The sequence below is a fragment of the Wolbachia endosymbiont of Armadillidium arcangelii genome (genome assembly GCF_040207875.1).
GTDB lineage: Bacteria > Pseudomonadota > Alphaproteobacteria > Rickettsiales > Anaplasmataceae > Wolbachia.
This window is the reverse complement of record NZ_CP157942.1, coordinates 1595334-1607910: the sequence shown is the minus strand read 5'-3', so window position 1 is coordinate 1607910 and position 12577 is coordinate 1595334. Positions and strand designations below refer to the sequence as shown.

General features: G+C 34.3%; 7 protein-coding genes and 3 pseudogenes. 2 read left to right on the top strand and 8 right to left on the bottom strand.

The annotated features are described in order from the left end of the window. Window positions 1-44 precede the first annotated feature (44 nt). Genes ABLO99_RS08115 through ABLO99_RS08105 form a run of 3 tightly spaced genes read right to left on the bottom strand, consistent with a single transcriptional unit; the run spans window position 45 to window position 1114 of the window. Complete coding sequence (locus ABLO99_RS08115) at window positions 45-695, bottom strand: hypothetical protein (protein ID WP_047759187.1); 651 nt, start codon at window positions 693-695, stop codon at window positions 45-47. After that, complete coding sequence (locus tag ABLO99_RS08110; RefSeq protein ID WP_349967601.1) at window positions 616-789, bottom strand: hypothetical protein; 174 nt, start codon at window positions 787-789, stop codon at window positions 616-618. Before ABLO99_RS08110 ends, ABLO99_RS08115 begins: the two co-directional genes overlap by 80 nt. Continuing rightward, window positions 746-1114, bottom strand: coding sequence for a recombinase family protein (locus tag ABLO99_RS08105; RefSeq protein ID WP_047759186.1), 369 nt, complete (start codon window positions 1112-1114; stop codon window positions 746-748). Before ABLO99_RS08105 ends, ABLO99_RS08110 begins: the two co-directional genes overlap by 44 nt. A 103-nt stretch (window positions 1115-1217) precedes the next feature. On the opposite strand from ABLO99_RS08105, the pseudogene ABLO99_RS08100 reads away from it, so the two are divergent. Further along, window positions 1218-1794: pseudogene (locus ABLO99_RS08100) on the top strand (IS481 family transposase); the annotation flags it as partial. A gap of 94 nt (window positions 1795-1888) precedes the next feature. On the opposite strand, the gene ABLO99_RS08095 reads toward ABLO99_RS08100, so the two are convergent. After that, window positions 1889-4321, bottom strand: coding sequence for an ankyrin repeat domain-containing protein (locus ABLO99_RS08095; protein ID WP_349967600.1), 2433 nt, complete (start codon window positions 4319-4321; stop codon window positions 1889-1891). 114 nt (window positions 4322-4435) lie between these two features. Here ABLO99_RS08095 and mutS point away from each other — a divergent pair, with 114 nt between their 5' ends. Beyond that, window positions 4436-6946, top strand: a complete 2511-nt coding sequence (gene mutS / locus ABLO99_RS08090; protein WP_349967599.1) for a DNA mismatch repair protein MutS — start codon at window positions 4436-4438, stop codon at window positions 6944-6946. 275 nt (window positions 6947-7221) lie between these two features. Here mutS and ABLO99_RS08085 read toward each other — a convergent pair whose 3' ends face one another. The 4 genes and pseudogenes from ABLO99_RS08085 to ABLO99_RS08065 all read right to left on the bottom strand — a co-directional run bounded on the left by ABLO99_RS08085 (window position 7222) and on the right by ABLO99_RS08065 (window position 12409). After that, window positions 7222-8169, bottom strand: a complete 948-nt coding sequence (locus ABLO99_RS08085; protein WP_349967103.1) for an IS110 family transposase — start codon at window positions 8167-8169, stop codon at window positions 7222-7224. Window positions 8170-8518: 349 nt separating this feature from the next. Beyond that, window positions 8519-9506, bottom strand: a pseudogene (locus ABLO99_RS08080) (IS110 family transposase). A gap of 43 nt (window positions 9507-9549) precedes the next feature. After that, a pseudogene (locus ABLO99_RS08075) lies at window positions 9550-10793 on the bottom strand (IS110 family transposase); the annotation flags it as partial. An 842-nt stretch (window positions 10794-11635) separates the two neighbouring features. Then, complete coding sequence (locus tag ABLO99_RS08065; protein WP_349967597.1) at window positions 11636-12409, bottom strand: hypothetical protein; 774 nt, start codon at window positions 12407-12409, stop codon at window positions 11636-11638. Window positions 12410-12577 lie beyond the last annotated feature (168 nt).

Genomic DNA, 12577 nt, shown 5'->3' with positions numbered 1-12577 from the left:
AAGCAGTATTATTGCGCTAACAAGAATGTAAGACCTTTTTGGTGTCATTCCAGCGCGTGAACAGTTCTTATTGCCTGGTCAGTCCTCTGGATCCCAGTGTCTGTACGACTAGTACAACATTGCATAATTTTATTATGCCTATTTTGATCAAGATTTGCAAGACTTTTTATGCGAAATACTATGTATAAGTGGTTGTGATTGATTTCAATTTGATGAATTAACATTCTAATAATATTTTGCTTAGTCTGCCAATCTACCAGATCAAGTTTTGATTCAACACTTGAGGAAAAGTTTTTTAAGCTATCTGTAACAAGGCTCAATTCTTGTTGTAATTTCTTTTGATCAAGTACTTTTTCTTTTTCCTCCTCAATTTCTTTTAAATGCTGTTTCATTGTTGTAATTCTTGGCTCAAATTCTTCTTGGCTTATAAACCCTTTGGCATAGCTATCGATAAATTTTTTGATACTTAATCTTAATTTACTTTCTTGCTTTTCACGTGTTTGATTATGTTGACATACCATTAAACCTTGTAATAAATACGTTTCTCTTCTTTGCCGTACTCTTGCTCTTTGTCTATTTTCAGCTAGTTGTGCTTGCACTGAATCAAATAAATTCTCATTGATTATTTTTGGCACTGGAATAATAAGTCCAGTTCTCTTTATCACTATTAAAGCGACCACTTTTAAGCTTGCCACAAGTTCCTTTTTTTGATTTCCTTACTTGTGGTTTTGAGCATGTCTTAGTTTTACCATAAGCTGCTTGTCCTATATAAGCAGGATTTCTTAACATGTTCCAAATAGTGCTTCCTTTTCCAATAGCTTTTCCCTGTTCGTGTTACTATCGGTATCTTATTCAGTTTATGTACAACCTCTCCTATATTTGCTCTTTCTTGACCAACCCAACTAAATATTTTACGCACTACATTTACCTCTTCTTCATCAACCTCAAACTGAGCACTTCCTTCACCTACATGTTTTGCTATGTAGCGATAACCATAAGGTGCATTACTCATTACACTTATACGGCCAGTTTTAGCTGCATGAAGTTTTCCCCTGCGATTACGTTCCATAATTTTTGCACGTTCATACTCTGCTACTGACCTTACCCTGCACAACTATACCCGAAAATTGCTAAACTTAAATTTTGGTGTTTCTTCTTGATTTGACAGATTTTGTTTGTCTGACGCTTATATTTCACACTTTCAAATATTCGATTTTACACTCCCTGTGACAATTTTGAAAGAAGTCTATCGTTGTTTACAAAGGCATGAGATTAGTAGACTACCAAACATTGATGGAGACATCCAGCCTAAAAAGAAGTTCAAACAATATCCTATCGGCTACTTTCATATTGATATCAGAACTGAGGAAGGCATTTGTTTGTTGCTATAGACAGAACGTCCAAATTTGCTTATGTTGAGCTTCACGAAAGCGCTATAAAACCTATAGCTGCTGAGCTTTTCGTAACTTGATTAGAATTTTACCATATAAAATCCGTACCGTTTTGATAGACAACGGTATACAATTTACTAATCAGAAGCGTCATAAATATGCTTTTCAACATATATTTGATAGAGTTTGTGAAGAACATGATATTGAACACCGTTTGACAAAAGTCTTGGACAAGTTGAACGTATGAATAAAACCTTAAAGAATGCTACAGTTAAACTACCGAGCAACTCAAAGAGCATCTTTATGCCTTTGTTATAATTACGCTAAAAGACTCAAAACTCTTAAAGGTCTTACTCCTTTTGAATTTATATGTTCTCAATGCTCCCTGATTTATTTATACTAAGTCCTTACTATTACACTCTGAGAGCATACAGCCTAGCTCGTTTAATATCATAAAATTTGCACTCTTTGGCAATTTAAACTTAAGCTGAGCAACACTAACCTTGCGAACGAACTTTCTCTATGCCCTGTTGTACAATAGGAGATGAAGATATATTTCTTAATGAAGAACTCACACCATGTTTGGAATCTTTTTTTAAAACTTCCTCATGTAAGCTAATTACTTCAGAAGATTTCAATTCTTCATACTCAAAATACCCCTGCTCAATAGCATCGTAGACAGAATAATCGCCAAGCAAGCAATTCTCACCTAACTCTTCTTTATAATTTTTGAACTTTTCCAATGTTTCCTCTTTATTACTTACTTCTACTATAATTTTATTTTTATCTTGCACATCAGGATACAATCTAACATCTACTTTTCCCAAATCAGTATGTAAAGTTAGTACTATATTACCCTTAAGGTTAGTATAATTTCTTACTCCATTTTTCGTTAAAATTTCTATCTCGCTTTCACCGATCGCTATCACGTCTCTTCGCAATTCTGTGCTTTCACCTATTCCATTTATGACTTTCGCAACCTTGACTGTACTATTCTTTGAGCATTTCAAGTAGAAAGTGAAGTTGTCCATTTTTGCCTCTTTTACCGTACCAGTAGTTGCGCTTTTTGCAGCTTCCAAAAACCTTAGAGAATAACGTACATATCTTTTACGTGCTTCTTTCAGATTAGCTTTGTGTCCTTCAAACTTCTCTAGTTTATCAATTACAATTATACTACTCAGAGTTTCAAGTACTGCCCCTTTTGATACCAAATGACATACTATGCGACTAGCAACTTCTATGTCCCTTTCAACTTGAAAAATCTTTAATTCACTAATTTTTTTTATTACATAATCTGTAAAATTATACCTACTTTCATAAGTATTCATATATATATTTCCATCGCAAGAAAAATTTAACCTTACCCCAAATTCTATAGCTTCGGTTACAACCTGTTCTAACTGATTTATGTCTTGAACTTCATCTAATTCACCAAAATATTCATGTAGATTTTGTTTATCTATAGAGGACTTATCCCATAGATTTATACTCTTGCACGAACGCTTTTTTCCATTATGGTCAACTTGTGTTTTTTTACGAAAAATTCCATAAAGAACATCCTTGGCGCCAATTTGTGGTCCTTCTTCCCAACCAAAAAAGTGGCAAATCCTTTCAAAATCTTGAGTATTCTTGTATTCACTCAAAAGCTCTTGTTGCTTGGTAGGGTTTCCAAAAGCAGAGCGTGATTTTTTAAGTAAACTCTTTTCCTTATCAGTTAAAAGGTACTTTTTAGTGTAATAATTGGGATTATTAATTGCGATTTCCATTGGGGTTTTCCCTTTATTATCCTGTATATCACGATTAGCTCCTTTCTCTCGAAGCAAACCCACAATTTTACTACAACTACCAGGACGCGCCGCATAATGCAAAGGCGTTCTTCCTGTAGCGTCTTTTTCATTAGGATCAGTCTCTGCCTCTAAAAGTAAATTCATGAATTCTTCTGCATTGCCACATTCCATAGTTGATAGCACATGCAGTATTGTCAGTTTAGATTCTCCTCTTTTAAGGTTGAGGATGGTTTTTAGATCTTGATTACTTTTATGATCTAGTAAAAATTTTTTAATTTTTTCAACATCATTCTTATAATCCTTATAAGTAACATGTGGAAAATCTTTAAAAATGCTTAAAAATTTTTTATTCAACTCCTTCTGACTTTCTGTTAAGTTGGACATATCAGCAAGCCACGTAGATATCAACTTACCAAATGCACTTCTTTCAACAACATCAGTTAAAGAACAGTCATTGCGAAGTAGCAATGAGTATTTAACCAATTCATATTCATCATCTTCTTGTTGCTGTATTTCTTCTGCTTTCTTAGGATGCTCAAATCCATTTTTTATTAATTTAATAAAGAGCTTTAATGTGCCAAAACTTTTATGTTTTAATAAAGGATCTGCTCCTTTTTCAAATAGAATTTTTACTACTTTTAAATGGCCATTTCTAGTAGCCCAGCATAATGGAGTACGCCCGTACCTATCCGCTACATCAACATTAACTCCCTTTTCTATGAGGGTTTTTACTATTTCCACTTGGCAATTTTCAGCAGAAACAGCATGATGTAATACAGTACTTCTATCCTGACCCACTGCATTAACATTAGCCCCTTTTTCTAACAGGAACTCTACTATCTCTTTATATCCATTGAGAGCAGCACAATGCAAAGGAGTACACCCTTCTTGGTCTGCTGTATTAACATTAGCCCCTTTTTTTATTAAAAGCTCTGCCATCTTTACAAGATTATCTCTAGCAGCTATATGTAAAAACGTATTCTGATCATCGAATGTATAATTTATGTCAAATCCATTATCTTGCCACTCTTCATACGTGCCTGGATCTTCTTTTTCCAACTTCTCTTTTACTCTTTCTATTATATTATTCTCATTTAAATCACTTATTGTACTTAATATTTCTGACAATCGTTCATGTGCCATAATCCTACCTTAAACTATTTGCTTTTGTACTATAGCTAAAAAAAATTATTGATCCATAATAAAATAACCAATGCCAGAGAAAGCTAGTTTATTGCTAACATATTTAAAAGTATTATGAACTTAATAAGAGAACAAAACACTCCTGTGATGGAGCAGTATTTGAACTTGAAAGCTCAATACAAGGATCATCTATTGTTTTATAGACTGGGAGATTTCTATGAATTATTTTTCGATGATGCCATTAAAGCTGCGAAGTTGCTGAATATAGTGCTTACTAAAAGAGGTAATGCGTGTGGACAGGACATACCAATGTGTGGAGTGCCAGCACACAGTAGCGAATCTTACCTGCATAAGCTAATAGATTTAGGATTTAAAGTAGCAATTTGTGATCAATTAGAAACTGCCGATGAAGCAAAAAGGAGGGGCTATAAATCTATAGTAAAACGTGATGTAGTGCGAATTGTAACTCCAGGTACAATTATGGAAGATTCACTACTGGAGGATAAAAGCAATAATTATCTCGCATCCATAGTTGAACAAAATGGAGAGTATGCTATTGGCTGGCTCGAATTATCAACGGGAAAATTTTTTCACACTACAACGAATTTGAAAGCTCTAGATAGTGATTTACTGCGTATATCACCAAGGGAATTATTGATCTCTGAAAAGCTCACTGAAGATGAAAGAATTAGATCAATTTTGAAAAATTATAAGATATCGATTACGCAACATGCACAGAGTTTTTTTGAGTATAATAAATCCCATAGAACGCTGTGCGAATTTTATAAAATCAGAGAGCTTGGAGTTATAGGAAAATTCAGTAAAATAGAGATTATGGCATGCGGTGCGCTGCTTGAATATGTTAGAGTAACGCAAAGGGGCTCCATTCCAAGACTTGAGTTGCCAAAGCCCTATAAACAACAAAATTTCATACTTATTGATGCTTCAGCAAGGAGAAATCTTGAGTTATTTTCAACTCAATTTGGTGAAAAAAAAAGTTCATTAATTTCAGTTATCGATCATACAGTTACAGCCTCTGGTGGACGCCTGCTCAAACAAATGCTTGCTTCACCACTTGCTTGTTCTAAGGCAATTAATTTAAGGCTCAGCACCGTTGAATTTTTTGTAAATCACCATGAGTCATGCAAAAAGATACGGGAAATATTATCTAATATTCCAGATATTGAGAGATCATTATCGCGCTTGATGCTAGAGCGTGGTTCACCAAAGGACATTAATTTATTAAAAATTGGCCTTGGAAAAACGTTAGAGTTATCTGAGCTTTTGTCTACCTTACATAGTTATCACTTAAGTGAAAAACCGGCAGCTAACTCTCAGATGTCATTTCAGTGCTTGACTAGAGAAAAGGAGTCAGTGTCTACTACTCAAGTGATAAGTAGTGACAAGAGTGAATTCAGCACAATACATAAAAGTCTTGGAAATCATAAAAACCTATTCGAGCTTCTAGAGAGTGCTGTACTTGATAATAACCTCAGTTCCGTAAAAGAAGGAGGATTTATCAATCCAAGATATAATCAAGAACTATCTGAGCTATCCTATGTGCTGAACAATAGTAGCAAACTGATCACTAAACTCCGTGAATCTTATCGCGACCTAACTGGCATTGCTGCACTAAAAATATTACACAACAATATACTCGGTTATTATGTTGAAGTGTCAGCAAATCACAAAATAACTTCAGATGTATTTATTCATAGGCAAAGCTTAGTAAACAGTGTTCGCTATACTACTAATGAATTGAAAGAATTAGAAAATAAAATTCTTACGGCACGTGATGCTGCAATCGGCTTAGAAATGAAAATTTTTAGTGAACTGTGTAGTCAAATTGCTAAAGAATCTGAAAAAATTGCTCTTTCTGCAAATGCTTTGGCAAAACTTGATATTAGAACCGCGTTTGCAGAGCTTGCGGTACAAAACAATTACGTAAAACCCATTATTGACGATAGTAAGGAATTTAATATCTGTAGCGGAAGGCATCCAGTGGTTGAAGTAAACAATAAGTTTATTGCAAACAGCATAAGTTTGGCTGGTATACATCTAATTACTGGTCCTAACATGGCAGGAAAAAGCACTTTCCTAAGGCAAAACGCTCTTATCACAATTTTAGCTCATATGGGATCATTTGTGCCAGCAGATAGTGCACACATTGGAGTAATTGACAAGATATTCAGCAGAGTTGGTGCAACAGATAATATAACAGCTGGTTATTCTACCTTCATGGTAGAGATGATTGAAACAGCAACGATAGTCAATCAGGCAACAGATCGTTCCTTGGTGATACTTGATGAAATTGGTAGGGGCACAGGAGTATATGATGGCTTATCTATTGCTCAGGCGGTAATTGAGCATATTCACAATATAAATAAGTGCCGCGCCATTTTTGCAACTCATTATCATGAATTGACTAAAGTAGGTGAATACTTAGAAAATGTGAAATGTTTTTGTGTGAAAATAAAAGAATGGAATGGAGAGGTAATCTTTCTACATGAAGTAATTGAGGGTATTGCAGATGAGTCATATGGAATACATGTGGCAAAACTTGCCGGTTTTCCTGACTCTGTTTTAAATAGAGCAAGTGAAATATTTGAGGAGTTGAAGGCTTGAGAAAGGTAACTATTATTTAAGTACACACAGTTACGGCCAGCATAGGCGTCAAGTTAAGGAAAAGTGGAATAAGAAAGATATCAACTATGTTTAAAAATTTTTTATTTGTGTAATTTTGCAACTTCATATGGGCAATAAAACCCCATTTTGTCGTATAAGAATAGAATTTTATATCAAACAGCTACTACCTTGCTTAAGCCAATGAATATGTGCGTTTAGTGTGTGTGTGGACGCACATATTCATTAACTAATTTTAATTATTGCCATGTAAATTTCTAAACATGCAAATTAATTGCTTCTTTAAGTCTGGCATTGGCGATGACTATAATTTTACGCATAAGTGCAGTGAGTGCTACCATCTTTCTTTTACCACTATCAATAAGCTTACAATAAAAAGCAGCAAGTTCTGACTTGGAGTTTCTAGCAGCCATAGCAGCTGTGAAAAGCTTTGAACGAACGTTACTTCTTCCACCTATAATCCTTCGGTAACCAATAGCTTTACCACTTTCCTTAGGATGAGGTGCAACACCTGCAAGGCTTGCAACTTGCCTTTTGTTTAAGGAACCAAGTTCCGGTATAAGGCACAATAAACATTGAGAGGTTTTTCTACCTATTCCAGGAACTGTTTCAAGAATCTTCTGGTATCGGTTCAGTTCAGGGTTTTCATTGACTATTTTTTGTATAGCTTGATCAAGCTTTTCTACCTGATTATTGAGGAATTCAATAGTTTGTTGACAACTTTCCTTAATGTAATCATTTCCAGGAGTTTTAAGCCTATTTTTTTCTTGAACAAGCATTTTTGTAATATCATCACGACGCTGACAAAGTGTAAATAAGGTGGTTTGTTCTTTTGAGATAGGTGTAAATAGCTGCAGACGTCCACAACGCTCAACACCATATTGGGCAAGCGCTTTTGCATCCAGATTGTCAGTCTTTGCCAAAGTTCCATGAGATAGAATGAAGTTTTTAACTTGACGAGTATTAGCACGATGCACAGCAATGTTTCTGTCAATAAGAAAATACAATAAGCCAAGCTCATAGCCTCCTGTAGCTTCTAAAATTATCATGGAATTGGGTAAGATATTTGAAAATTTTTGGTAAAATTGTTTCCAGCCAGAACAACTATTGTCAAACTTGATAACACTTTTTTGTTCATTCACTGCAATGACAAATTCAAGTTTTCCGATATCAATGCCAATAAAATTTTGATAAGATATAACCATAAAGAACCTCGAGAGTTTAAGTTAAAATTTAAGATTGTAAACAGGTGCATATGTATGTCCCAAACAACTATTCAAACGTCTCGAAGGATAGGCTTGAGTACCTTGATATCTACGTATGTGTAATACTACCGTCTTACGGTCGCTCAAGCCTTTGATAACTATATTTTTTTATAGAGCTACCTTCCTTCTTGCTTCTTTTATATCATATTTCCAACTTACAACCGTCTTGCTAGTCAACAAAAAAATTACTCAAGCTGTATCATAAAATCAAAAAATACTTCTGATTGTGTAACAGTACACAGATTACAGTTAGTGAATATGTTGAATGGATTGGAAGCATTTTTTGATTTTAAACTACAGTCAACATCCTAGTTCTGTAATTCTTGATATGATTTGGATCAAAAGCACTTTTGGATGTCAGGATACCGAAAATGATATGGAGTAGCTTACGCTCCCACAATTGCCATATTATGCTTACCCTTCTTCTTTAGTCTTTGGCAAAAACTCACAATGATAGGATTGTGATTCTTGGCTACTATGGCAGGAAAGAAAAGGGCCTTACGTAATGTTTGTAACCTGATTTACTTAATCTTGGTTTAGAATGTACAGATGAACCTGATGTTATATTTTTCGGTATAACTCCTGTATATGCTGCCAATTGCCTGGCATCTCTAAAAGCTTTTATGTCAGGGATTTCAGCTAAAATAGCTATTGCTGATTCCTCTCCTATTCCTGGAATAGTCAATAGAAGCTGAAAATTTTCCAACAATTCTTTGTGCTGCTTTAATAGTTTGCGTATGGAGTTTTTTATTATTTCTATTTTTTTAACTATATTCGTTGCAAGATCCTCCCAAGCATTTGCAACTTCTTTAGGCAGTCTCTCTTTTTTTTCTAGGTGGTTATTTACTAATTCTTTTAACGCAACTGAGCAACGATAAAGATGTTTTAATTTTTTCATTTCAGAAGAAGGTGGTGTCCAACGAGTTGGTTCCTGTCTTTGGCAATAATCAGCAATAATTTCTGCATCAGTCTGATCATTCTTTTGTCTTACGAGCTTACTCCTTGTATAAGATTTAATACAATAAGGATTTACAACACTAACAAAATGTCCAGCATTGTGCAGAAATTCAGCCAAAGCTTCGCTATAACAACCACATGCATGCCTTTACTTCTTCCACATTATGCTTTTGTAGAAAACTCAGCAGACCTTGAAACCCAAGATCATCGTTCTTAAAGCTCCTTTTCCTAGTTTCACGCTTTTCTTTTTTACTTATGAATGAAAGAAAAACATCAAAGCGATCTTTTGATACATCAATTCCAAGAAAGTTGTTGATCATATATAACCCCATACGTTACCATTTAAAACGAAAAGTAAGCCTTCTAAGAAACTCCCTCAACCAGTTCATCTTTTTGAACTAAGATGTAGCCAAATTCCTGTGCTTTTTTGATCAAGTTTTTTTTAACTCTCTCTTTGTAACGTGTTTCATAATAGTTCATTCCTTTTTCAACATATTCTTACCCATACTTTAGCATACTATAAAAAATGCATGCTAGTTTTCTTGCGGTAGCCGTGATTGCTTTTGGTGCACCTAGTCGTCTCTTTATTCTTCTACAGTACGCACCTATTCCGCTGTTGCTTCTTGATACACAGTGAGCAGCTATTCGAAATGCATTTGCAGCACGATTAATGACTTTACGCGTTCTTGTGCTAAACACTTTTTCTCCTGTAATTTTATTGGCAGGGCTAACCACGATGAAAAGTGTTTTTCTGTCCGCCATCTATTAGGGTTTATGCCAGTTTCTGAAATTATTGTTTGTATGGTTACTACATCAAGTCCTGGAACTTTTCCCTACCTGTAATTCTATGCAGTTCTTCGTGTATAGCAAAATTTGGCCTATGTTTTGTAGACTTACGCTTTATTTTATTACATAGCTTGTTCCCACCTGACTTTGTCTCAAATGTTTTATAATATCCTTCAATACTTCTATCACATTCTGCTATTTTTTCCTGATAAATATTGTATAGCTCAAACTCTTGTTTTAGTGTAAACAGGTGTTCCTCTCTATAGTTAATGCTTTTGCAATGGTAGATTTATCATTTTTTATTCGTCCATCTCTTAATTCAGCTAATTTTTCTGGATTTCTTTCACCCTCAAGTATTGCTTTAATAATTTGCATGCCAGTAACTCCTGTTATATCGCTTATCACCTTATGCAATTGAATGCTCATTTGAATTAACGCTTTTTGCATACGTTGAATGTGTGCTGCTGCACTTTTTATTAGGTTATCTCGTTGTCTAGCGTAGCTGCGTAATACACAAATTTGATTATCTGGTCTAAATGCAGTCCATAGCTATGCAGTTGTTGTAACCACTGGCAATCATCAGATTTTCTTCCAGGCACATTCTTAACATATTTTGCGTTTACTAATTTTACTTCAAATCCATATGATTCAAGTACTTGAAACAAGGGGATCCAATACACTCCTGTTGATTCCATGGCTATTGTAGTAACTTTGCACCTCTTTAACCACTTTGCTAAGTTATAAAGATCTTCTGTGAAGCAGCAGAATTTTTGTATATTCTGTTTATCTCTTCCTTCTGGTACACATACATAATGCACAGATATCTATTCCTGCCGCATCAGACCTCTAATTTACTTTTTGTTTTTGCCATTTCTAACCTCCATCATATAATAATTGAAAAGCACTTCAGCTTGGAACGGTTGAATTATACGCTCTTCTAATCGAGGTAGTCTCAAAGACTCCATCAGTGATTTTCCTTCCAAAACCATGCTAACCTACGAGCACTAAGGCACCATTGCCTACTCGGCTATAACTGCAGAAGCGCTTCTCCGTAAAATTATATTCAAAAAAGTAGAAAATAGGAGTTTCTTTCTGGTTTGACAGGTTTTGTATCTGTCCGATGCTAACCTTGTGGATACAGAATTAGAGCCATTTAGGTCTTTCTACGATACCGTCCAGCCTATACTTTTGAGGAGGGAACTCTTATCTTTCTTACAGATTTTATATCTAAGAGGAGAAACAGAGTTCTTCCCTCCTCCACCTAATGCTTAAGCTTAAAACATTAGATGCTTTTTACAAGATACAAGAAGAGAAGCGGTAAAAATTATTTTAGATATTAAACAATAAAATTAGTAATTTATAGACTCTTAAAAAAAATTATCTTATTTTAGATCAAGATTTCTTAAAAAATAAATATAATAAATAAACCTTAAATGGTTGCTATATTGGGCGTATTCTCTTAACTTGACGCCTATGGTTTATTTAACACTCCCTGCCTGTGCGCTTTGATGCAGATTACTTAAACGCTTCTATTGATAACTATTGCAGTAGCATCTGGAATAATATTCCCTTGGTGGAAGTGAAATAAAGTTAAAGTAGGCTAACATAAAAATTAAGTGATACTGAGGCTCATATTCAAATGAGCCTCAGTATATTTTAAATCTTACCGCCCATTACAATGTTGATGAGTTTCCATACTTGAAATTTGAGGAGATTCTAATTTAGTACTCTGCAAAATAGAAAGTTTTAATAACTCCTTTAGAGCTAATTTTTCAAGTGCTGTATCATCTTTATTTAAGATTTTATCTAGCATGTTGCTTTTCTGTAAGCAATTAACATAATTTCTAGCTTCCCCATTAAGAGCCTCTACTGTGTTGATACAAGACAATACTAAATCCGAGCTCTTTATTGCTAAAATTCCATTTACGAAAATGTCTAATTTTGTTTTATCTTTAGTTAAGTCTCTAGCTAACCTATTTCTGATAACAGGATTATTATCATTAAACACAGTGTATCTAAGATAAAAACTAGGATTAGTAAGTATAGAGTACTCCACAGGTGCTGTGTTGGAAGTGCCGTAACGGCGGTACAAAGACATGCCACACTTAACAACACGATCTCCTCTTGTTGTAGTATCATACCTGAAATTACCATAATACTTTGATAACAAAGAAAAAAGACGTATTATACTTGTACCTCTATCTTTCATTTCCTCAAAAAGCTTTTTATCATTTATTAGTTTGTTCAAGATATAATCCATAGTGTCACACAAATGAAACATACCTCTCTTTTCCAAAATAGCCTCAGCTAATTCGATAGATTTTTTATCCTCATCTATGAAAGTTTTTTCATTTCTATTTAACTGTATGATTTCAGCTTTGCTACTGCTGTATAGGTTAGTTGTTTCTATTAATATTTCAAATCTTTTTGTATTCATATATATTAATTAAAGTAAATATTAATAATATTTACTTTTTAATAAAAATAAATAGAAATCTTAATTTTTTAAACAAAATGAAAGTCCTTTTATATTTGTCTGAGCATCAAAGAGGTTTTATTAGTGTGATCCGTTCTCTATTGCACCTGGCTGGAGCACGTAGTGCCA